This window comes from Rhizobacter terrae (genome assembly GCF_003852895.1).
GTDB lineage: Bacteria > Pseudomonadota > Gammaproteobacteria > Burkholderiales > Burkholderiaceae_C > Albitalea > Albitalea terrae.
This window is the reverse complement of record NZ_QUSW01000010.1, coordinates 16,849-39,141: the sequence shown is the minus strand read 5'-3', so window position 1 is coordinate 39,141 and position 22,293 is coordinate 16,849. Positions and strand designations below refer to the sequence as shown.

The window sequence follows — 22,293 nt, the reverse complement described above, 5'->3', positions numbered from 1 at the left end:
ACCACATGAACGACATGGAACGGAATGCATGGCACGGCGCGGGTTCGTCACTGAAGTTCGAACCGTCCGACTTCGATGTGATCGATCTTGTTCTTGGGCTCATACCCGAATTGCGAATATGCGCAACGGCGCTGAAACGCGCCCGTGCAGCCCAACTCGCCTACCCTGTGAACAGCGTGCAAGAGCTTTTCGGACTGCTGGAAAACAGACGCTTCTCCGGTGGCGGCCACGAGTTCGGCACCAAGGACATGAAAACCTTCCTGTCACCCCATTTCTTTCCGATTGGCAACGAGGGTGAGTTGGTCAGTCGCATCTACATCGCCTTGATGAGATGCAAACTGGAAGAGAACTCCCGGACGCAATCTTCAATCGATGCACTCAAGAACCAACAAGGATTCGCAGGGAGACTGTCATGAGCGCCGGATGGGTTTTCGTTCCATCGCAACAATGGGTCCGCATCTGCCAAACCGTTGCACCCTTCGGGTTTGTCTACGTCTGGACCCAGAACGCCGACTCGGTCCCTCCCCCTCAGGTGTCGTATCGCGTCTATTCAGCGGCGTCGCCCTTCTATCACGAGGGATCAGCCAGGTTCTTCATGCCCACACCGCTGGTTGTCAGCCTGCCTTCTCCCTATGTGGAGGTCTGGATCAATTCACCTCGTGATGAATTCATGCGGGTCACCTGATGCCGCTGTGGGCACGCCTCATGCGTCACTGGCGCGGATGCTTCTGACTCGCGTGGTCTTCTGCTATCGCCTCGTGCCCGCGCTCCAACGGCTGCGCCACCTGCGGCACGCCGCGCATCCTCACCGCCTCGGGCACGGCCTTCGGCGTTGAAAAGTCGCCCGCGATGAAGTTGTCCGCCAGTGCCTTCTTCGCCCGCTCGTAATACATCTGTCGATCGGCCAGGCCGTTGGTGCCGCCGTTGATGCGCTTGGTGATGGCCACGAAGTCGGGCTTGTCGGCCAGCTCGTTCAGGCCGTTGCTCTTCCAGAACAAGCCGGCCGTGGCGAAAGCCCATTGCGGGTCGGCGGCGAGTTCTGGCTGGTCCACCAGGTCCACACCCAAAAGATCGCCGTACTTCTTGTAGTTGAAGCGGCCGGTGATCTGGATGGGCCCGCGGCCCTTGAAGCGCTTGCCGTCGCCCGGCTGCGTGTTGCCCAGCCGCTTGGCGAGGTCCGAGGGCGGCTCGTAGCGGCGCTGCGCGTCGGTGGGGCCCCAGATCTCCTCCATGAACCTGAACTCGCCGGATTCGTGCGCGAGCTGGGCGACGAAGGCCGCCGTGCGCAGCATGTTGCCGATGCCGCTGTCGGCCATCACCTTGTTGAGATGCGGCAAATACAGCTGCGCCTTCTCAACCGTCAAGTGCGGCATCACCTGCCGCAGCTGCGAGTCCGTGATCATGGTGAGTCTCCTTCATGTGCTGCCGCCACACTTCTTGACGGCGATCTCCAGGAACCGGTGCAAGGTGGGATCGGTCTCACCCGCCAAGGCCTTCTGCAAGGCCGGCAGCAGCGAAGGCCAGGTGACCAGCGCCGCCGCCTTGGCAGCCGCTGCGCGCACCGGCACGTCCGCGGCACCCAGGCGCTGGGCGATGGCGTCCTTCAGGCCGGCATGCTCCTGCTCGGCGGCGAGGGCCGCGCGCACCAGGGCAGCCGGGTCATCGGGTTGGCGCAACGCGATGTCGATGAACTCCTGCGCGGGCCGCAGCATGAGCATGTCGTTGAGCTTGGTGGCCACGTCATGCGCATGCGCATCGTCGCCCGCAATGACGCTCACGAAGGACACACCCATCGCCCGATCGCTGGTGAGGTCGATGGCCGTGTCCCGCCGGCCTTCCTGCTCCCAGCGGTCCACCGTGGTGTTGCCGAAGGTGTCCTGCTTCGCATGCCGGAACGGCGCCAGCTGGTAGCGAAACAGCGTGAACGCGGCATCCTGCACGCGCTTGAGTGCCTGCTCGGGCGTGACGCCTGCCGAGAAGACCATGTTGATGGGTCGTGCCATGAAGAATCCTTGGTCATCCTGTGAAGCTCTTGAGGAACAGCACCAGCTTGGTCGTGAGCGCCTCTGCGGCCTTGACGATATCGTCGGACGACTTGCCGGAGCCGGGCTTGCGTGCTTCGAACCAGTTCGAGAACGCCTTCGATACTTGCGCAAGTGCAGAACTGCCGTCGCCGTAGATGTCTTTGTTGGTCTCCATCAGGTGGCGCAGCTTCAAGAATATCTTGGCAATGCGCCGCTTGCGCTCGTCCCCGGCACGCTGGACCTTCTTGCGCTCGGACTTGCTGCGGCCGTCCAGCACCGACTTGTCCTTCTCCGCCGCGGCCGCCACGGCCGACTTCTCCGGCGCCATCGGGTTGTTCTTGTCCAGCACCTCGCCCACCAGGGCCTTTTCCTTCTTGGCCTGCTGGGATGGCGCCGTGGCATCCAGCTCGGCCTTGGCCGTCGCGGTGGACACGCCCAGGCTGGTCAGCACGCCGGGCTGGCGCGCGCCTTCCAGTGCGATGAGAGTCTGCGTCTTTTCCGAGAAGTCCAGCGACTTCTCCGACTTGGCGATGTCCTTGTACTTCGCGCCGCTGCCGCCCATGGCGATCACGGTGGTGATCAGCGAAGCCGACGGGTCGTCGGGCTTGCCGGTGAGCCGCGCCTTCGCGCGCTGGGCGCCGGCCTTGATGTGCTGGATGAACTGCGCGAAGCCGCCACCGGCCATGCGCATGCCGGCGACGAACTTGGCCGGGATGCTGCGGCGGCCCGCCGCGTCCAGCTTCTTCTTCAAGTCCCACGACAAGCCTGAGCCGGAAGCCTCGGCCTCCTGGAACTGGCGCAGCGTGTCCACGGAGTCGTTCTGCTTGGGCCCGTCGCCGTCGGCCTGCTCGCCCGCATCTTCCTTGGCGCGCGCCGCGTCGTACTGCTCCAGGAACTGGGTTTCCGCCGCCTGGATGATCGGCTCCAGCGCGCCGCCCAGCTTGAGCTGCTCGGCCCGGCTCACTTCCTTCTTCGGATTGACCCGCGCCTCGATCACCTCGCCCTTGAGCTTGAGCGACGACAGCCCGCTCATGAAGGCGATGCCCATCAGGCGCACCTTCAGCGACAGCTTGCCCACGCCCTTGCGCAGCAGCGCCTGCACCTTGGGCGTCGCCTTGGCCACGCCGCGGTCGAGCTTGTCCTGCTTGGCCTTTTCCTTGTCCTTCTTCTTCTGGCTCGGGTCCTTCTTCTTGGCCGCCTTCTTCGCGTCCTTCTTGGCCTTGCGCTTGGCGCGCCAGTCGCTGAACTTCTTCTTGAGGTTCTTGAACTTGCCGCCGATCTTCTTGGCGATCTTCTTCAAGGCCTTGCCGACCTTCTTCAGCGCGGCCTTGATCTTGGCCATGATCTTCTGCGCGATGGCCTTGACCTTGCTGCCCACCTTCGAGGCCGGCCCGCGCAGCTTCTTGAGCAGCCAGTTCGCCACGAAGTCGATCACCACGATGGCCGCCGCCGCCAGCAGCTCGGCGAACTGCGGCCCGGCGCCGCCGGCCTTCACCGCCTTCAGGAAGGACACGAACTTGCCCAGCGCCGAGATGATGCGCTGCACGGTGCCCCAGGCCGCCTGCAGGCCTTCGATGATGGCCATCACCGCGCCGGCGGCCGGCACGATCATCGCCACCACCTTCTCGATCAGCAGCTGGATGAGCGCCGCGGGAATGGCCGCCTTCAAGGCCTCGAAGGCCATGTGGCCCACCTCCTTCATGGAGATGCCGCCCTTCTTGAGCACGTTCCAGATGGTCAGGCCCACGCCCAGCACTTCTTCCAGCTTGTCGTTGAACCACCCCTTCACGGCCGCCTTGAAGGCCTTCCACAGGTGGTTCTTCACGCCGTCCATCACCGCCGCGCCGAGGTTGCTGATCCAGCCGCCCGGGTTGGACGCGATGTCCTTGATGAGCACGACGAAGGTACCCACCAGGTCGGCCACCGACTTGGCGAACTTGATGGCGCCATCCACCGCGGCCTTGGCCGCATCGAGCACCATGAACATCGCCTTCTTGTAGGCGTCCAGCAGGAACTCGAAGGCCTTGCCTAACAAGTCGAGCAGCTTGGTGATGCCCTTCTTCAAGGCGTCGGCCAGCTTGTTGACCGCGTTCTCGGCGTCCTTCACGCGGTTCTCGATGAAGCGCCGCCACTTCTTCTTCAGGCCGGGGAAGGCCGCGAGCAGCACGTCGCCCAGCGCGATGAGCGCCGCGCCCACCGCCTTGATGACGGCCACGATGGCCTTGCGCGCCGCCTCGATGACCGCCACCGCCAGCTTCTTGGCCTTGTCGATGATGGTGCGAACGAGCTTCTTGGCCGCGTCGAAGATCGCGGTGATGCCCTTCTTGAGCGCATCGAAGAACGAGGCCACCTTGCTGGACAGCCAGCCGAACACGCCGCCCGATTCCTTCTTGGCTTCGGACTTCTTGGTCGCCGCATCCTTCTCGGCCTTGGCCTTTTCCTCGCCGGCCTGCTTGTCGCCTTCCTCGATGTGCTTGCTCGCGTCGGCATCGGCCTTGGTCTGCTCGGCGGTGACCTTCTCGTTGCCCTTGGCGACTTCCTTGCCGGCCTTCTCGTTGGTGGTCTTGATCTCCTTGCTCTGCTCGGAGGTCCAATCGCTGCGCGCCTTGGACACCTCGCTGCGGGCGCCGGACTTCTCGGCTTCCTGCTGCGCGAGGTTGTCCTCCTTGAGCTTGGCCATCTCCTGGTCGTTCTTGGTCTTTTCCTCGGAGACCTTGGCCTGGTGCTCGCCCTTCTTGGACGCCATGTCGGCCTGCGCCTGCACCATCGCCGCGCTGACCTCGGGGCCCTTCTTCTCCTTGGCGATGATGCCCACGCCCTCTTCGGCTGCGGCCGCGTCGGCCGCCGCACCCTTGCCGCCGCCACCGCCCGGGTCGGCCACATTCGGACCCTTGATGACTTCCTTGGGCCGCGTCACGCGGATGGCGTTTTCGCCTGCGGGCTTGGCCGCATCGACCGCGCCCTGCGCCTGCTGTTCGGCGGCCGTCTTGTCGAGCTCGGCCTTCTGCTGGTCGGCCGCAGCGGGGTCGGCATCGCCCTTGAGCTCCACCTTGGGCGCTTCGCCGGCGGACACGTCCAGGCCCGGGTCGGTGGTGGGCATGTCGTCCACCGCGCCTTGCACCTTCTCGCCGTCCTCTTCCGAAATCTTGCCGCCCTCGCCGGCGGTGACCGTGGGGGCCACCACGTCCTCGCTGGGGGCGGGGCCGGCTTCCGGCGTGGCTTCGGGCTGCGGCGTTTCCTGCGACGCCTCGGCTTCGACCTCCGCAGGCTTGTCACCGCCCTCACCGCCATCGTCGGTCTTCACGCAGGTGGCCGGTGCGCCATCGGCACCCACCTCGGCCTGCGGGATCTGGTCCTGCAGCGAGGTGGCTTCCTCGCTCGCCGTGCGGTCGATGGAGCTGCTCACGCCGCTGAGCGCCGCGCCGGCCTGCACCGGGCTCATGGAGGCTGCGGCACCCAGGCCTGCGGCCGGATCCTGCGAGGCCGTGTCGGGCGGCGGACCTTGTTCGGCTTCCTGCGCACCGCCGCCGCCGCCACCACCACCGCCGCCTCCTCCGCCACCACCACCCTCGCCGCCACCGCCCACGCTCTCGCCGAGCTCGGCCACGCCCGCGCTCTTCTCGCCGGGGGCCAGTTCGCCGCCCTCGCCACCGGATGCACCCGCGTTCGCGTCGGCATGCTGCTCGGCCTTCTCCTGCGCGTGCTCCTCGCTGCCGGTCTCGGCCACCTCCTGCGTTTCCGCATGCTGCTCGCGGGCATCGTGCCCGGCCTGCTGGCGCTGGGCCGTGTCGGGTTCCTCGTGGCTGGCTTCGCTGACCGACGGCGTCTTCTCCGACACCTTGTCGGCCGCCTTGGGCGAGTCGGTGACCTCGGCAGCACCACCGGCAGCGCCGGCCGCTTCGCCTTCTTCGCCACCGCCTCCTCCACCACCGCCTGCGGATTCAGCAGCGGCTTCGCCACCACCACCGCCGCCGCCTTCAACGGCCGGAGCCGCCTCGCCACCGCCACCACCGCCTTCGGAGGCTGCTTCGCCACCGGCGCCACCAGCATCGCCGCCGTGTGCTTCCTCCGGCGAGTGCGCGGCCGATCCACCGGCCGGCGCGTGTTCACCCTCGGCATGCGCCTCCTCGGCGGCGCCTGCGGGATTGGCCTGCGCCATCCGCTCTTCGGTCTTCTCCTGCACGGTTTCAGCGGGTCCGGCGGCCTGCCCGCCGGGCGCGGATTCGGCGGCCGCTTCGGCGCCCTCGCCTCCACCACCGCCACCTGCGGATTCACCGGCGGCACCCGCGGGGCCCGCACCACCACCTCCCGCACCGCCGCCGCCACCCACCGCAGCGGCAGGCGTCGCGCCGGCCGCCTGTGCGCCGCCACCTTCGGCGGCACCACCGCCCGTGGCCTGACCGGCTGCCGCCTCGTTGGCGACGTCGGGATTGGGCTTGTCCGCCGGGCCCGCTCCCTTGCCCTTGGCATCGGCCTTGCCCGGCGTGGGCGCACCCTTGCCGCCCACGCCGTCCTTGGCGTGGGCCTCTTCGGCGTGCGCGGCATCCTTGCCGTGTTCCGCCCCTGGCTTCTTCGCATCGGCCTTTTCGCCACCCTTGCCGGTGGCCTTCTTGCCGGCCTGTTCCGCACCGGCCACGGCCTTCGGGTCGGCCTTGGCCTGCGTCTTGTCCGCAGCCTTGGCATCGGGCTTCTTCGCCGATGGTTCGCCTTGCTTGTTCTGCAAGGGCGATGCCCCGGCTGCTGCAGGCTTGCCGTCGGGCGTGGTGGTCCTGGGCGCGGCAGGATCTACCTGCGCCTGCATGCCGCCTGCACCAGTGACGCCACCCACGCCATCCTTGGCCGAGGTGGGCGTCGACGGCACCGATCCGGCTGCGCCCGAGACGGACGCGCTGGACGCGGTGCTGCCTGCAGCCGTTGGCGCGGCCGGCTGCGAAGTCATGGCACCGGCGCCGCCTGCAGTTCCCGGCGTCGCACTCGAAGCCATGCCAGGAGCCGTGCCCGTGCCACTCGCGGCGGCTCCGGGCGCTGTGCCGGCAGGCATGGGTTGCACCGGACCCGCAGCGCCGGATGCCCCGGCGGCAGCCGCGCTGGCCGCTGCACCTGCGCTCGCCGAGGATGTGGCCTGCGTCGACGCACCACCGGCCGCCTGGCTCGACGGCGAGCCGCTCGCCGCCTGCATCGATGGCGTGGCCGATGCACCCGTGTGGCTCGACGCGGACTGCAGGCCAGGCGCGGCCGTGGCGGTCGCCGTTGCCGGCATGCTGGTGGCCGCCTGCGCAGACGGTGACACGCCCGCCGCCGCTCCACCCGCGGGAGGTGAAGAAGCCCCTCCCACGGTCGACGAACCCGCCCCGCCTTGCATGTAGCGCGGCAGGCTGCTTTGCTGCGAACCACCTGCCGCAGCGCCTGCACCTTGCATCGGCGATGCAGCCGCCCCTGCGGCCGGGGCATCCTTGCCCGCCGAAGCGCCGGCCGCTTGCATGGCCGACGCACCCTGCGGCTTGGCCACCTCCGGCTCGGCATGCTCGCTGGCCGGCGCGGGCGCTGCCGGCAGGCGCCGTCGGGCGTCAGTTGATGTCGGGCGTGTGGTATCGAACACGGCGTGCCCGCGCCCTCAGAGACTGTCTGGCGCGCGCTGGCCGAGCTTGCGGTACTCCAGCGCCAGTGCCTCGCGCAGGTCGTCGGCCATCAGCGATGCGTCGGCACCCGTCTCCTGCGCACGCTGCCGCGCCAGCAAGGACGCCGTCAGCACCGCATTGCGGATGTGCCCACCGGGCAGGTCCACCAGCGCGGCGATGGCGCTCATCACCGATGCATCCACCTGCGGCGCCTCGCCCAGGTGCAGCGACCACAGCGTGCGGCGCTCGGCCACGTCGGGCAGCGGGAACTGCACCACCGAATCGAGCCGGCGCAGGAAGGCATCGTCGAAGCGTGCCTTGCTGTTGGAGGTGAGCACCGCCACGCCGTGGAAGGTCTCCAGCCGCTGCAGCAGGTAGTTGGTCTGCATGTTGGCGTAGCGGTCGTTGGCCTGCTTGACGTCGGTGCGCGCGCCGAAGAGCGAATCGGCTTCGTCAAAGAGCAGAACCGCATCGAGATGCTCGGCCCGCGACAGCAGCTGCGCGAGGTTCTTCTCGGTCTCGCCGATGTACTTGCTGACCACGGCGGCCAGGTCCACGCGCACGAGCGGCCGCGCGAGGCGGTCGGCCAGCCATTGCGCGGCCAGCGTCTTGCCGGTGCCCGAGGCGCCGATGAACAGGGCCTTCACACCCTGGCTCAGCCGGCCCCTGAGCAGTGGCCCGAGTTTTTCGCCCGCATCAGAGCGGGCCAGGCAACGCGTGAGCAGCAGGCCCAGCTCGCGGTGCACGTCCGGCGGGCCGACCCAGGCATCGGCGGGGATGCGGTCCGACGAGACCTGGGCCCAGGCGGAGAGGCTCCGCGCGCTGGAGCGCACCGCCTCCTCGATGGCGGCGTGCGCGAGTCCGTCCTGCGCGTGGGCCGCGGCTTGCGCCAGCACCGAGATGCCGCAGCGCGAGCGGGCGATGGCGTCGCGGTCTGCAGCGGCAATGCCATCGGGTGCGAGCTCGCGCAGGCCGGACCACAGCGCGAGCCGGTCCTGCGCACCGGGCATGCCCAGTTCGAACTCATGCAGGGGCAAGGTGGTCTCGAAGGCGCTGTCCGTGCCGGCCAGCACGATGAGCGGGCCAGACCAGTGCGACAGCTGCGGCACGCGGGTGGCACTGCCGGGCGCGGCCTGCGCTTCCCACACCGGCACGCCGCGGGCGGCGATGAGCGCAGGCACAGCGCCTTCGCGAGCAGACAGCACCGCGAAGGCATCGGCAGAAAGGGCCTGCACATCGTCGGCGCCGCCGATCTCGAATGCCGTGCGGCCGATGGCCGAGGCCACGCGTGCGGCCATGCCGCGCAGCTCGCCGGCATCCGCGCCGCGAAGCACGACGGCGCAGGGCCCTTGCGATGCGGCCATCAGCCCCGCCAACCGATCGCCGGCCTGAGACCATGCAGCCGGGACGGGCCAGCGAGGTTCAGCCAGAGGCCGCATCAGCAGGCGGCCCAGCGGCGTCGCATGGCGAGCCGGTTCGGGTGACGCCAGCCACGCGACGATGGACGCCGGCATCTGCACCGTGCGTGCATGCGCGAGCTGCTGCGCTTCCGACAACTGCAGCAGTCCGCTGGCGAGCGCCGCGCCCTGCAGCATGCGGCTCATGGCCTGCGCGGGCGACAGCGGCGTGTCGTCTGCAATGCAGGCAGCAAGGCTCGCGACAAGACCGAGGGTGGGACGGCCGGGACCGATGCGGGTCGCGTTGCCCTGCAGCAGCGAGACCGCGGCGGCCAGGCGTGCATCCAGCTCCACCCACAAGGCCAGCGCGGCGGCCGCTTGCTCGACATGCCCCAGGCCCAGCGCATCGACCAGCGGCGCGAGCACGCCTTCTTCCACCACCGGTTGCGCCTGCGCGTCGCGCAGGCATTGCGCATCGGGATGTTCGAGCTGATCGGCCGGCAAGGCCGCGGCCATGGCGGCCAGCAGCCGGGCATGCAGGGAGAGGCGCACCCGCTTATCCACGAACGTCCTCCTCGGGCACGGGCAGCAGGCCGGCGTCGATGAAGTGGAAGTTCACGATGCGGCCGAACCACGGCACCCAGCCGGGGTCGGCATCCAGGCCGAGGCGGCGCAGGCGCATGTCCACGTCGTCCATGGCGAAGACGACATCGATGTGGGTGGGCGTGGCGCTGACCCAGGCGGGGCGGCGCACGAGATCGGCGAGGTCCATGCGGGCGTGGCGGCGCAAGGTGCGGCGAAGGCGCAATGTCCACAGCCGCAGGGACGGATGGGGCGGGGCATCCAACCACGCCCGCTGCGGCTCGTCCTCCGGCGCTTTTGCCACATCCAGACAGCAAAGCAGCAACGCTTGCACCAGCCGTCGCCGCTCGCTGGCTTCCACGCCCTGCAACCGCCTGTCGAAGCGCAACGCCGCCAGCACATTGAGCACCAGCATCAACCCACCGCAGCGTGTGAAGGCCGCATCGACCAGCCACGGCCAGGACGGTTGGAATGCGGCGCGCGCCGCCCTCGCTTTCACCCTCGGCTGAGGCTGCGGCGTGAGGCCGGATTCGATCTTCCAGGCCTCGGGCCGCGAGGCCGTGCCGGTGTCGGCGCGCTGCCTCGTCGGATCAGCCGCCGATGCGCCGGCCCGTGCCTCCAGCGTGGGCTCATCCAAGGCATGCACTTGCGGTGCATCCTTCTCCGCGACGCCGGCCTGCGCCTGAGCCGAGCCCTCACCAACGGCCGGCATCGCCAACGACTGGCCGGCCATCCACACCGCCCGGCTCGCCACGGCCAGCACCTCGTCCATCGATGGCATCCGCCGCAGCACCGGTTCCAGCCAAAGGGCTGCCAGCAGGTTCGCCGGTGCCTCGTCCATCGGCGCCCAGGCTGACAGCCTTCGCGCCACGATGGCAAGCGGTGGAGGCAAGGCCTTGGCCGCACGCACGCGAGCCACGAGTGTGGCCACGGGTGCCGACCGCTGTGCATGTGCCGACGAGGTCAACACCTGCAGCAACCGGCGATGCGAAACCGCCGGCATCCCACGCACCAGGGCCACCAACGCTGCATCGGGCCAGCGCTTCAAGGCACCGGCCACCGCAGGCTCGCTCCCTTGCAGCGCAGACTCCATCACGCACTCGATGGCGGCGCTCACCGGCATCGCGGCCACCGCCTTCAACTCAGGCAATGCCGCGCTCCAGAACCACGCGGCCGGCACTTCACCACCGGCCACCTTCGCAAGCCACGCCATGCGCGCCTCGAACCGCGAGGCGAAGAACACCGCCTCCGACCGCCCGGCCGACGGGTGCACCGCCGGCACAGCGCGCAAGGCCGCGGCCCGCCAGGCCGTTTCCATTGCACGCGCCACCAGCGCCGGGCTCGCCCGTGGCGGCAACGCCGCCAGGCGCAGGCGGCGCACCAGCACCAGTCGCCCCGCATCGCCGAAGTCGGCAGTGTTCAGCGCATCCTCCACCGCGAAGCGCATCTGCGCCGCATCGTCGTCGCAGGCCGGCATCAGCTTCGCATGGCCCACGATGCGCGCGCGCCGGCCGGCATCCAGGGCCTGCTGGGCACGCACGATGGCGGACGCACTGCTCATCTACCGCATCCTCACCATGCGCAGCGCATCCACCTGCTTGGCCACGCGCTTCTCGGCCACGGGGTCGGCCGCCTGTTGCGCCGGCCTGGCCGCCATGGCGCCGGGGTTCCTGGGCACCGCGTCGGCCTGCACCTTCGCGGCTTCGGCACGCTGCACGGTCGCGGTCGTCAGCGGCGGCCCGGCCTGCACCTGCACGCGCATGCTGGCATCCAGCATCACCGACGGCCCGCCAGGCGCGTGGGTGATGCGCGCGGTCGCGACGCCATCGGCCAGGTCCTCGACGACGGCGCGAGCCAGCAGCGCCTGCGTGGCCGGCGAATGCACCAGCACCTGCATGCCGATGCGCGTGACCTTCGGGTCGATGTCGATGTCCAGCCGCGTGTTGACCACCGACGGCACCGGCCGGCGGATGCGCGCGCTGATGATGCGCTTGACCGGCGCGTGCGCCGCCAGCAGCATGCACACGCGCACCAGGTCGTTGATGGCCTCCTGCGCGGGCGCCTCGTCGGCCACCTGCGCAAACAGCCAGTCCACCATGCGCTGCATCTGCCGCCAGGCGATGTAGTCCACGCCCAGGCTTTCATTGCCGAAGCCGGGCAGCACGGTCAGCACGCGCAGCGACACGGTGGCATCGAGCTGCGAGAACAGCTCGGCCCAGCGCAGCCGCGTGGCCGGCGGCACGTTGCAGAACGACGCGTGCAGGCACGAGGCCACGCCGGCGATGTCATCGAGCAGTCCCGACGCTGCCAGCGTCACCTCGCGCTGCTGCGTGCCCACCTGCAGCAGGTCGCGCACGTTGGCGATGCGCTGCACCGGCTCGATCGCCTGGCGCCAGCTCGATGCGTCGAAGGCCACGAGCTGCTGCGCCGCATCCTGGTAGGTCTTGGTGATGCGCTCGGCATGCCGCTCGAAGGTGTAGTTGAGCATCTGGCCGGTGCCGGTGTGGGCGCCTTCGGTCACGCCGAGCGCACTCACCGTCTGCACGGCCTTGCCCAGGAACACCCGCTGCTGCGCCTGCGCCACCACGCGTTCGATGTCGGTGATGCGGTCCAGCTTCACGAACACCTGCGAGATCGGCTTGAGCCAGTGCACCGGCACGTCGCGCAGCGTGTCCACCATCGCCATGAGCTCCGGCGGCGCATCGTGCGCATCGTTGCGGCAGCGCGGCACCGGGTCGGACACATCCGCCGGCTGCGCATCCAGCAAGGGGACGTCCTGCAGCGTCAGCGTGAAGCGCGGACGGCGGAACACGAGGTACGGCACCTGCTCGGCAAGGATGGTCTTGCGCTTGGTGATGAGCGCGTCGATGCGCGCCTGCTCTTCGTCGCGCAGCGCGCGCGCCACCGAAAGGTCGTGCCGCACTTCGGCGAGCTTCAGCGCCAGCGAAGCCAGCAGGTCCTGGATCTTCGCGGTGACGCCCGAGATGCGTTCGCGCGCGGCCTTCGCGTCGGCCTGGAGGCGGCGGTAGTCCTCGCCGCGCAGTTCCATGCCGCGCAGGAAGCGGATGGTGTTGTCGATGGCATCGATGCCGCGGCGGAAGTACACCGCCTCGTGCAGGTCGCTGCCCACATCGGCAGCGTCCTCGTCGCTCATGTCCACGCCGCCCAGCAGGTCGCCGGCGGTGACGGTGGTCGGGTTGTCGCCGCTGGCCTTCTTGTAGCCGAAGATGGGCAGGTCATCGACCACCAGGCCGCTGGCCTTCAGGCCGTTGATGCCGGTGACGACGAAATCGTTCTTGCCCTTGGCCGCGGTGTTGCTCGACACCACCGAGGCCGGCAGCGTGAAGCGCTCGGCTACCGTGACGGTGTTGTAGGTGGCGCCGATGAGGCTCGCGCCCACCACGTCCTTGATGGCCGGCGGGGCCTCCACGCTCAGTTGCGCCGGCCGCAACGCGGCCACCGCACTCACGCCGAGGCCCGTCCGGGCCGTGGCGCCGATGATCTTCACCGGCGTGGCGGCCACTTCGGGCGTGATCTTCACCGCGCCTTCCACTTCGAGGCCCGGTCGCGCGCCGATGGCAGCCGTGGGTGCGGCCGCGATGATGACCGAGGGTGCGGCTGCAGCCACCGAGGCAATGGGAATCGCCGCCTGCGGCGCCGCTGCCACTGAAGTGAACAGCGATGAACTGGACGAGGACAGCGCGAAGGTGCTGGTCGGCAAGGACACGCGGCTGGTCGTGCCGGTGAGCCGCGTCGCGCCCAGGCTGCTGACGCCCGCGCGAGGCGCCGGGCCGCGCGACCGCGAGCGCGGCGTGGCCGGGCTGTTGAAGTCCGGCGGCGTCACGGCCTTCGCGTTCAGCTGCTTGAAGTAGTCGCTGAACTCCTTCTCGGTGGCCACGGGGTTGTCGTTGCGCTGGACGAGTTCGGCCGCCGCGGGCGAGGTGAGGAAGCGCCCCGCATCGTCGGTGCCCAGCACGCTTTGCCGGATGCGGAAGATGTCGGTGCGCGCACGCAGGAAGCCGAAGTCCACGTGGTCGCCCGCGGCCTTGATGCGGCCGTCCAGGCGCTGGATGAGTTCGTCCAGCCCGCCGTCGATGGTGCGCGGCGGCGTGGTGGCGTTGCGCAGCCCGGCGGGCTCGCCCAGCTCCACCGTGAGGATGCCGCCGCGGAAGTTCTTCCAGCTCGACAGCAGCTTGTCGAGCTCGCTCACGTGGCGGGTGTGCGGGCGCGCCACGCCCGTCGCGTCGGCACTGGTCGAGGCCGACGAGGGCGGCGCCTCGACGGGCACGCCGAAGGCCGCATCCTCCGACGCATCGGCCGGATCGCCCTGGTCCACCCACACCCAGGTCGACGCATCGATCACCTGCGCGCCGGGCGGCAGGGCATCGGTCACCCAGTAGCTCTCGATGCCGCTGGCGGCCTTGCCGGCGTAGCCCCAGCTCACCTGGCTGGGCTGCGCGCCGCCGAAGATGGCGAACGCGAGGCCATCGATCTTCTGGCCAGCCAGGCCGGCGCGCGACATGGGCACGGACAGCTTCGTCCACACGCCCGTCTGCGGCAGGTCGCCGATGCGGTCGCCGTCGGCGTCGGCCGGCACGTCGCCCCAGGTGAAGGGCTGGACGATGCGCGCCTCCTGCGGCGGATCAGCGCTGATCAGCGCACGCACGCCGATGCCAGCCGGCGCGCTGTCGATGCGCACGAAGACGATCAGCTCGTCCACCGCCTGGAACTCCAGCTTCAGATTCGCAGCAGTGAACCCGTGGATCTGCGCGCTGTTGGCAACGGCGTTCGAACGGTGGATGCGCGCGAAGGCCAGCGCATCGAGCGCGCCGGTCTCGTCGGGCAGGGCGTTGGCATCGTCCTGCGGGTAGCTGGGCGTGTCGCCCACCATCGCCTGCGTGAGCAGGTCGTAGCGACGGCGCAGCGCATCGCGCCGCGTGAGCAGCTTCAGCCGCTCGCCGGTGAGCCGGTCGACCTCCAGGTCGAACAGCGGGTTGATGTGCACATCGAGCTGCAGCAGCTCGGGGTCGTAGAAGCGCGAGGGCACCGGCACCAGCAGCTGCACCTGGTCGCGCAGCGACAGGTTGAAGGGCAGGAGCGGCGAGGCTTCGGCGATGAGCGCGTCCACCATGTCCACCGGGATGGGCTGGGCCTGCACGTCGAAGGTGGGCGGAAAGAAGCCCTGGCGTCCGGCCACGAAGTCGGCCGCGTCGCGCGGCAGGACGCCCGCTGGCGGCAGCCAGTCGAACTGCTGCGCAAGCACGGCAGCGGTGCGCTGGTCCTGCGGCATCTCGGCCAGGTGTTCGAGCAACTGAGACACGCGCGCCTGCCACAGCACGTCGTCGCCCGACCAGGGCACGAGCGCGCTGCGGTTGTGGCGGCCGCCGCCCTGGCGCACCACGGCGGCACGGTCGGCGAAGACAGGCTTGAAGCCGGCGTCGAAGGCCACGATGGACAGCGGCACGCCCAACTGCTCCCACGGCCAGGGCTTGCCGCGGTCAGCCAGCAGCGCGGCCTGCGCGGCGATGGCATCGAGCTCGGCCTGGGACATGCCGGCACGGTCCATCCACTCGCGCATGGACCGCGGCTGACTGATGGACAGGCGCTCGCGCTCGGCGTTGAACACCGCATACGCGAGTCGGTTGCGAAAACGCGCATCGATGGTCGTGCCGTCCGTGCTCCACAAGGGCAGCGGCCGATCGTCCGGCCAGGGCGACCACACGAGCTGGAAACCGTCTTCCCACGCGGCGCGTGAGAACGCGGTCTCCTCCGTCGCGTTCGGGCACGGCGAATCGTCCTCGCCGCTGCGGTCCAGCGCGATGGTGCGCGGCACCGCGACCAGCACCATCGCATGCGGCAGGAAGCTGGCGCCGCCCAGGTCGGTCAGCACCTGCTTGAGCGAGGCCTGCCGCTGGAAGCTGGACAGGCGTTGCCAGGGCGTGGCGCCGACGTGTGCGGCCTCCAGCTCCTTCTCCACGCGCGGCGAGATCACGCTGATGGCATCGAAGGCGACATGCAGCGGGTAGGCGAGCTCGATGTCCTGCCCATCGGGCGAAATGGCGTGCCCCGGCAGCAGCACCAGCGTGTTGCCTTCGATGGCCAGCTCCAGCCCGTCGATGACGCCCGGCGCCACCGACTGCCCGAGCCGCATCGCATCGGCGATGCGGCCGCGCTGCTCGTCGATGAGCGCGGTGTGCGTGAGCGAACGCTGCGGGAACAGGTTCAGCCGCTTGCGCAGCGCAGGCTCGTCGGCGCTGGCCTTGGCGTAAGGCCCCAGCGCGGGAACAGTCACGAGCACGTGCTCGCCGCCGAAGGGTTGGTCGATGCCGCGCAGGATCTTCATCTCATTGCTCCAGCTTCACGCCGGCCAGCGCGGACAGGCGCTTGGCCGAGTCGGGCGCCTTGGCCGCATCGCGCAGTTGCAAGGCGAAGTCCGCATGCTTGAGCACGGGCAGCTCGCGCACCGCGCGGTCCAGCAGCGGTGCCACGCCGCTGTCGGCCACGGCCTTCACGACCTCGGGAGTCTGCAGGTCCGTCTTCACGTCGGGCTGCGCCGCCTGGGCCAGCGCATCGAAGCCTTCGCCCAGGCTCGGGTCGCCGAACTCGCGGGCGATCTCCAGCACGTCGTCATGGCGCAGGCCCTCGTCGCCGCGCGAGTCCGAACGCACCGCCAGTGCCGTGAAGGCGCTGCGGCGCAGCAGGTCGGAGGTGGCCAGCACGTTGGTCGCCAGGGTGGTGGACACCGCCAGCTTGGGCGCCGCCAGCAGGTTCACCGTCTCGGCGCGAGCCAGCGTCGGGATCTTCGCGACCAGGCCGTTGAAGCGCGTGAGCACGGCATCGGCCCGCACGCGCACGTCGACCTCGGTGTCGATGCTCTTCGCATCGCCCGCCAGCCGCAGCGTGGCGCTGGAGATCTCCGCGGTGTAGGGCAGTTGCCGGCGGCGCAAATACCAGAACATGCCGCGCCCTTGCATGTCGGCATTGACCTGCGTGCGCGCGGCCTCGACGGCACGCTGCCAGGCCAGGGCGAGGAAGTCCGGCGCAAAGTCGCCGATGGGCGGCGCCACCAGCAGCTCGGGCTGGGAGATGCGCACCAGCGACTCCAGCGGCGAACGCTTGGCGATGAGCCCGGCCGATGCAGAACGCACCGGCCGCACCACCGTCTGCAGCGAGCGCTTGTTCGCTTCCAGTTGCTGCCGCGTGACCGGCGCGACGATGAGGATGGACAGGTGGTCCAGGTCGTCGTCGGAGGCGCGCAGGTCGATGGGCGGCAGCGCGAGCGATTCCTGCACCAGCGCCGCCAGCTCATCGCTCGGGATGAACGCGAACTGGCAGTCCACCATCGGCGGGAAGTAGTTCTGCAGCAGCGTCAGTGCACCGAGCTGCGTCTCGAAGCGCAGCGTGGAGGCCGGCAGCGGCCCCACCGGCGGCAGCGTCTCGAACTGCTTGGCCGCGGCGAAGCCCGTCTGCACCGAGCCGGTATCGATGTCGTCCATCTGGTCCTGGTGCTGCTTGAGCCAGGCTTCGAGCAAGGCACGCGGGCGCTGCGACAGGCCGGCCGCGAGCGTGGACTCGGCCCCGACCTCGCGCCGAACCATGTGCACGTCGATCCAGCGCAGCGCACCGCCTTCGAGGCACAGCATGGCCAGCGGCAGCGCGTCCTGCAGCACGCCGGGGCGCTGCCGGTCGAAGAAGATCTCGCGCGCCACGCGCGAGCGCTTGGCGTTGGCGTTCTCCACGCCGGCACGGTCCGGGTAGGGAATCAGCGTGACCGCGGTGGCTTCGATGATGTCGCCGTCGCGCACCGTGCGCTGGCCGTCCAGCGTGGTCGGATAGGCCGTCGTCGGATTCGCGCTGAACTCGATGGGGCGCAAGGCCAGCACGAACAGGCCGCTGCGGTTCACCGCGCTGGCCGAGGGCAGCACCTTCACGCCCAGCTGCGCATCGAGCTGCGCGGCCTGCGGGAGCGAAGCGATGGTGATGGTCTGCGTGGTGTCGATGTTCACCAGGTCGCCGCTGGGCGTGACGCCGATGCCCGGCTCGATCACGAGCGTGGGGCTGTTGGACGCGGCCTGCGTGCCCAGCCCCACCATCAGCCCGCGGATGACGCCCGCGCCGATGGCCTGCGCCAGGTCAGACTGCCGCGCGCGGATGTAGTTCTGGTCGGACGTGAGGTCGTCGGCCGTGAGGAAGCGGCCGTCGAAGTAGAAGGGCCTGCGCCGGCCGCTGTCCACGATGATCGCGCCGGCTGCGAGCTGGGCCTGCAGGCGCGCATCGTCCTGCGCGTCCTGGATGGTGATTTCGCTGGTGGGGGTCGCCATCACATGCTCCTCACAGCGCGCCGCGCCATGAATACGGGTTGAAGACGATGGGCCGCAGGGCGTTGTCGGCCATGTCGCGCCACTTGGGTTCGCTGTGGTCGGTGGCCGGCGGCTGCGGCTTGGCCGCGATCGCGGCGATGGCCGCGGTATCCACCGTCGGGAAGCTGGTCGCATCGGCCTGCTGCACGGGAATGGACACGCGCGCCAGCAGCACCTTGTCCCAGTCGGCATCGCTCGCGTGCTCGGCCAGCTTGGGCAAGCGCGTGGGGTCGGTCTGCGAGGGCTCGGGCCAGGCATCGAGCGCGCTTTCCATGCACCACAGGCGCCGCGCGGCTTCGAGCAGCGCGGGGTCCGTCACGCCCTGCATGTCCGCGAGCATCGCTTCGAGCTTGGGCGAGCGAGGCTGCGGCACGGCCAGCGTGCCCTTGGGGTTCGCCTCGGTCTCGCCCACGATGTGCGCGAGCTGCAGCGTCATCTCGAAGGCGTCGGCCAGGCGCGAGGGCACCACGTAGTCGGTGGCGTTGAACGGGCCGGCCGCGAACGCCGGCGTCTTGCCGTGCGGGCAGATGGCGAAGCGAAGGAACACGTCGAACACCAGCCGCTTGTTGCCGGGCGTGTCTTCACGCACCGCGTCGATGACGTTGATGCGGTCCAGTGCGCTCGTGCCCATCGCCTGGCGTTGCGCCAGCCAGCGGGTCACGTGGATGCACTGGATGCGGCGGATCTCGATGAGCCGGCCCAGGCGGTCCAGCGCGAGGCCGGGCGCGACCTGCACTTCCAGCTCCGGGTTGTCGTTGGCCGCGCAGGTCACGCGCAGGCCGGCCATGGTGCCGAAGCCGTACAGCGCGGCGAAGGCCCGGCCCATGCGGCCGCGGTTGTAGAGCTGCTCGGCGGCGAAGTCCTCTGCGCCCAGCAGCACGCCGGTGGCGTAGTTCACGCGCTCGGGCACGCCGCGCAGCGCGAGGCTTTCACCGACCAGGTCGTCGGCCTGTTCTGTCACGAGGCTCGTGTCTGCGGCACCCATGCTCACTCCTTGAAAACCTTGATCAGCAGGTCCGCCGCCTGGCTCTTGCCGGTGGCACCCTGCACGACGAGCTGGACGCGGTAGGTGCCCACGGGGAGCTTGGGGTCCACGAGGACCACAGGCTCCTTCACGGTCAGTGGCGCATCGAGCTTCAGCGTGTCCATGGATCAGCCGCGCAGCAGCGTCCAGTTCCAGACATTCACGGCACCGCCGATGTCGCTGGAACGCTCGCCGCTCAGGCGGAACGGCTTGCCGAAGGGCACGCTCACCTCCGGCTCAGGGTGGCGGTTGCCGGCCTCGTCGATGAGGTCGACGACCGCGGTCGGACGGTCCTGGTCGAGCACGATGACGGTGACGCTGGCGGTGTCGGACTGGTTGCCCGAGTCGTCCACCACCATCAGCTGGAAGACGTGCTTGCCGGGCTTGAGCGGCGTGGCCGCGCTTGCGAGCACGTCCAGCAGGGGCTCGTCGGACTTGACGGTCTCGTCGGTACCGGGAACGAACTTGGCCATGGTGAAGCTCCTTGTGTGGGGTCAGGTGGGTGGCAGGTGCGTCCAGGTGAAGCCGTCGATGGACAGTCCTTCGTCGGCACTGGATGCGCTGCCGTCGAGTTGGAAGGCTTGGGCGACGTCGGCCTGCCCGCTGGACGGCAGGCCCTTCACCGCGATGCGCGCCACGGGCCGCTCGCGCGTGGCCTGGGGCGGCAGCACGCCGTCGAAGGCGCCGGCATGGGCATCGAGCGAAGCCTCGCCGCGCAAGGTGTCCACGCCGCCCAACGACGAGGTTTCGATGCCGGGCCCGACGCGCACGGGCCGCTTCGGCGGCGCCGCGCGCAGGTAGGTGTCGGCGCCGACCAGCGAGGCCACGCCCACCATGAACGGGTAGGTGGCGCTGATGACCCGCGTGAGCACGTGCGCCGGTGCGCCGAGGTTCGCCAGGCGCTGCACCATGCCCTTCTCGTCGGGCGTGAGTTCTTCGTGCATGAGGATGGTGATGCGGTGCGCGAGGTCATCGAACAAGGCCTTCTGCGCCGCGGCACGGTCAGACTGGAGCACGGCGTTGGCCTTCGGATCGGCCGCGTCGATGTGCCGGAACAGCGCGAGGAAGGTCTTGAGCTCGCCGTCGTTCAGCGTCTTCGCATCGCCGAGGAACAGTGAATCACCCACCACCGAATTGCCGGACTGCGTGATGCCGGTCGTGAGCGGATCGGTCGCGTCTTCGAGCTGCGCGCCAAGGATGGTGGAGAGCGTGCGGCGCAGCCGGAAGTCCTCCACCACCACGATGCGGCCGCGCGTGACGGCGCCGTCGGTGGCGATGTCCAGCGCGAGCTGCAGGCCCAGCAGCGTGCCGTGGCGGCGCGCGAGCTGCGGCGCGTTCAGCAGCATCCAGCGGGCGCGCTCGGGCGGCATGCCCTGCTCCAGCGACAGGCCGATCCACGAGGCCAGCCAGGGCATGGCCTCGGCCGGGCAGGCCATGGCATCGGTCATCAGCGCGCTGGCGGCGATGCGGCCTTCGATGTCGGTGAACAGGCCTTCGAAGAGATGCAGGAAGCGGTCGAGGAAGTCCGCGCCGGTGGCCGGTCCGCCACGCTCGGCGTCTTCGCCGAAGACACGCTCGTGGTAGAGCGCGGGCAGGTAGCGGTCTCGGTAGGACAGGCGGCCCGCGTAGGCGCGCAGCACCGCGAGTTCGGGCGTGGCGCGGCCGTCGCCGAAGAACTCCACCGCCACCCACAGGCGCGAGCCCTGCAGCGCACGCACCGTGGTCGCGGCGCGCTGCACGAGCACGGTGAACAGGCCCGCGCGGCCGGCATGCTGTGCATCGGCGGCGCAGCACAGCACGCTCTCGCCCAGCGGCACTTCGGTGGCTTCCTTCACCCAGGCGGCGCGCGGCATGTCGGGCGGCAAGGCGTCCTGCACGTCCTGAGGCAGGACGCTGCGTTCGCCGATGAGGTGCGGATACCAGTGCGCACGCTGGTTCGGGTTGCCGGGCGTGAAGTCGGGCGCGTCGGCATCGTTGGCCGCGAGCCAGACGATCATCGCGCAGCCGGTGGGCACGGCGGCTTCGGCATAGAGGCGGTGCCACACCGTGCCGGGGTCGTGGGTGTCGATGCGTCCGAGCGCGGCGCGGGCGCGGTCTTCGGGCGTGCGGTCCTGCGCGGCGTTCAGCACCAGGCCGTAGCGGGCGCGGGCCGCGGTGGACACGCGCGCCACCTTGGCCGGCCCAACGCCGCTGTCGCCGCTGCGCGGATAGTGCAGGCGTTCGCCCGGACGGCCCGAGACGAAGGGACCGCCGGTCCAGCCGGCCAGCGGATAGAAGTCACCTTGCGGCTGCAAGGGCGGGCGCAAGTCCTCGGGCAGCGTGTCGTGGCCCTCGGCGCTGGCGGCGGCCAGCCGGTCCAGGAGGGTCGCGGGCATCGCATAGGTCCACACCCCCGGGTCGCGGTCCTTGCCGTCGGGCGACTTCAGCACGCCGCGCGTGGCCACGGCGATGCGCTCGGCATCGAGCCAGCCCAGCGTGTGCGGGAAGCGCGGGCCCGACAGCCGCAGGGGCAAGGAGAGGCGCCCGTCGTCGAGCACGGCCCGCACCGACGCACCGCCCGATGCACGTCCCAGGCTCAGCACCAGCAGCTTGCCGTGGCGATGCGTCGCGATGCCGACGGCCTTTTCATTGGCCGGCACGCGATCTGCCAGCACACGCCAGCGCGGCGGGTTCGGATTGGGGTTGGCCGCGCTGAACCGCGCATCGGTGTCGCGGCCCACGAAGATCGGGCTGGTGAACAGCGGCAGGCCGCTCATGCGTGCGATGCCACCCTGCTCCACGTCCAGCGCCCACACGCCGCCGCCGGGGGCGGAGGCAACGCGCTGCAGCTTGAAGCCCGTGGGCGCATCGAGCTGCGTCAGCTCGAACCGGCCCCGCAAGTCCACCATCCACAGCGCACCGTTGGCCGCGAGGTAGAGCACATCGTCATCGCCCACCGTCATGTCGGTCACGGGCTTGGCCTCGTGCGGCAAGGCGAAGGACTGCGGCGCGAGGGCATGCAACACCGCGAGATGGGAGACGCTGGTGATGCCGGTGCCATCCCACAGCACATGGTTGCCGAAGGCATCCACCGCCATCGATGGTTGCAGGACCACGTCCGCCACGCTCGCCGCGTCTTCCTTCAGCGTGAGCCCGTTCGCGCGGCTGGCCAGCTTCACGCCGGTGATGCGGTGGTTGAGCGCAGCCTCCACCGCCTCCGTCGGCTCGCCGCCAGGCAGCGGCACGCGCCACGGCTGCAAGCCGCCGCCGAAGGACAAGCCGAAGGAGCGAAGGCCGTTGACGTCCATG

Annotated in this window: 14 protein-coding genes; 3 read left to right on the top strand and 11 right to left on the bottom strand. The window is 69.8% G+C overall.

Translation table 11 applies throughout. The features are described 5' to 3' along the window. Positions 1 to 5: 5 nt before the first annotated feature. Positions 6 to 416: a hypothetical protein gene (locus DZC73_RS26645; protein WP_124543431.1), complete on the top strand. Its 411-nt coding sequence runs from the start codon at positions 6 to 8 to the stop codon at positions 414 to 416. Then, positions 413 to 685: a hypothetical protein gene (locus tag DZC73_RS26640; protein ID WP_124543430.1), complete on the top strand. Its 273-nt coding sequence runs from the start codon at positions 413 to 415 to the stop codon at positions 683 to 685. Before DZC73_RS26645 ends, DZC73_RS26640 begins: the two co-directional genes overlap by 4 nt. Before the next feature lie 25 nt (positions 686 to 710). Here DZC73_RS26640 and DZC73_RS26635 read toward each other — a convergent pair whose 3' ends face one another. The 3 genes from DZC73_RS26635 to DZC73_RS26625 are packed head-to-tail and all read right to left on the bottom strand — an operon-like array spanning position 711 to position 6,825. Beyond that, positions 711 to 1,403, bottom strand: a complete 693-nt coding sequence (locus DZC73_RS26635; protein WP_124543429.1) for a glycoside hydrolase family 19 protein — start codon at positions 1,401 to 1,403, stop codon at positions 711 to 713. Between the two features lie 12 nt (positions 1,404 to 1,415). Further along, positions 1,416 to 2,003 (bottom strand): hypothetical protein, encoded by a 588-nt coding sequence (locus DZC73_RS26630; RefSeq protein WP_124543428.1) that lies wholly within the window; start codon positions 2,001 to 2,003, stop codon positions 1,416 to 1,418. A 13-nt stretch (positions 2,004 to 2,016) separates the two neighbouring features. Further along, on the bottom strand, positions 2,017 to 6,825 hold the full coding sequence (locus DZC73_RS26625; protein WP_124543427.1) for a hypothetical protein: 4,809 nt from the start codon (positions 6,823 to 6,825) through the stop codon (positions 2,017 to 2,019). On the opposite strand from DZC73_RS26625, the gene DZC73_RS26620 reads away from it, so the two are divergent. Further along, entirely contained in the window at positions 6,824 to 7,390 is a 567-nt protein-coding gene (locus DZC73_RS26620) for a hypothetical protein (RefSeq protein WP_124543426.1), read from the top strand. The two genes, DZC73_RS26625 and DZC73_RS26620, sit on opposite strands and share 2 nt — an antisense overlap. A gap of 248 nt (positions 7,391 to 7,638) precedes the next feature. Here DZC73_RS26620 and DZC73_RS26615 read toward each other — a convergent pair whose 3' ends face one another. From DZC73_RS26615 to DZC73_RS26585, 8 genes are read right to left on the bottom strand one after another with little or no spacing between them, the layout of a single operon-like run. Continuing rightward, positions 7,639 to 9,591 carry an ATP-binding protein gene (locus tag DZC73_RS26615; protein WP_198414988.1) on the bottom strand — a complete coding sequence of 651 codons (1,953 nt, stop codon included), beginning with the start codon at positions 9,589 to 9,591 and terminating at the stop codon, positions 7,639 to 7,641. Between the two features lie 4 nt (positions 9,592 to 9,595). Next, a complete protein-coding gene (locus DZC73_RS26610) occupies positions 9,596 to 11,182 on the bottom strand; it encodes a hypothetical protein (RefSeq protein ID WP_124543425.1) in 1,587 nt (528 codons plus the stop codon). Beyond that, positions 11,183 to 15,964, bottom strand: a complete 4,782-nt coding sequence (locus tag DZC73_RS26605; RefSeq protein WP_124543424.1) for a hypothetical protein — start codon at positions 15,962 to 15,964, stop codon at positions 11,183 to 11,185. A 1-nt stretch (position 15,965) separates the two neighbouring features. Beyond that, a complete protein-coding gene (locus DZC73_RS26600; RefSeq protein ID WP_124543423.1) occupies positions 15,966 to 17,942 on the bottom strand; it encodes a hypothetical protein in 1,977 nt (658 codons plus the stop codon). A 10-nt stretch (positions 17,943 to 17,952) separates the two neighbouring features. Beyond that, the gene (locus DZC73_RS26595; protein ID WP_124543422.1) at positions 17,953 to 18,966 is read right to left on the bottom strand and encodes a hypothetical protein; all 1,014 of its coding nucleotides are present in this window, start codon (positions 18,964 to 18,966) and stop codon (positions 17,953 to 17,955) included. Between the two features lie 2 nt (positions 18,967 to 18,968). Then, positions 18,969 to 19,130 carry a hypothetical protein gene (locus DZC73_RS29850; RefSeq protein WP_161974762.1) on the bottom strand — a complete coding sequence of 54 codons (162 nt, stop codon included), beginning with the start codon at positions 19,128 to 19,130 and terminating at the stop codon, positions 18,969 to 18,971. 3 nt (positions 19,131 to 19,133) lie between these two features. Further along, complete coding sequence (locus DZC73_RS26590) at positions 19,134 to 19,478, bottom strand: hypothetical protein (RefSeq protein ID WP_124543421.1); 345 nt, start codon at positions 19,476 to 19,478, stop codon at positions 19,134 to 19,136. 21 nt (positions 19,479 to 19,499) lie between these two features. Next, positions 19,500 to 22,292, bottom strand: coding sequence for a phage tail protein (locus DZC73_RS26585; RefSeq protein ID WP_124543420.1), 2,793 nt, complete (start codon positions 22,290 to 22,292; stop codon positions 19,500 to 19,502). Between the last annotated feature and the right edge of the window lies 1 nt (position 22,293).

Bases quoted from the DNA above. Each gene is read 5' to 3' on its own strand.
- DZC73_RS26625 (WP_124543427.1), bottom strand. From the start codon at position 6,825: ATGCAGGCGCAGGTAGATCCTGCCGCGCCCAGGACCACCACGCCCGAC.
- DZC73_RS26620 (WP_124543426.1), top strand. From the start codon at position 6,824: ATGCCGCCTGCACCAGTGACGCCACCCACGCCATCCTTGGCCGAGGTG.
- DZC73_RS26600 (WP_124543423.1), bottom strand. From the start codon at position 17,942: ATGGCGACCCCCACCAGCGAAATCACCATCCAGGACGCGCAGGACGAT.
- DZC73_RS26635 (WP_124543429.1), bottom strand. From the start codon at position 1,403: ATGATCACGGACTCGCAGCTGCGGCAGGTGATGCCGCACTTGACGGTT.
- DZC73_RS26590 (WP_124543421.1), bottom strand. From the start codon at position 19,478: ATGGCCAAGTTCGTTCCCGGTACCGACGAGACCGTCAAGTCCGACGAG.
- DZC73_RS26585 (WP_124543420.1), bottom strand. From the start codon at position 22,292: ATGGACGTCAACGGCCTTCGCTCCTTCGGCTTGTCCTTCGGCGGCGGC.
- DZC73_RS26610 (WP_124543425.1), bottom strand. From the start codon at position 11,182: ATGAGCAGTGCGTCCGCCATCGTGCGTGCCCAGCAGGCCCTGGATGCC.
- DZC73_RS26605 (WP_124543424.1), bottom strand. From the start codon at position 15,964: ATGAAGATCCTGCGCGGCATCGACCAACCCTTCGGCGGCGAGCACGTG.
- DZC73_RS29850 (WP_161974762.1), bottom strand. From the start codon at position 19,130: ATGGACACGCTGAAGCTCGATGCGCCACTGACCGTGAAGGAGCCTGTG.
- DZC73_RS26640 (WP_124543430.1), top strand. From the start codon at position 413: ATGAGCGCCGGATGGGTTTTCGTTCCATCGCAACAATGGGTCCGCATC.
- DZC73_RS26595 (WP_124543422.1), bottom strand. From the start codon at position 18,966: ATGGGTGCCGCAGACACGAGCCTCGTGACAGAACAGGCCGACGACCTG.
- DZC73_RS26645 (WP_124543431.1), top strand. From the start codon at position 6: ATGAACGACATGGAACGGAATGCATGGCACGGCGCGGGTTCGTCACTG.
- DZC73_RS26630 (WP_124543428.1), bottom strand. From the start codon at position 2,003: ATGGCACGACCCATCAACATGGTCTTCTCGGCAGGCGTCACGCCCGAG.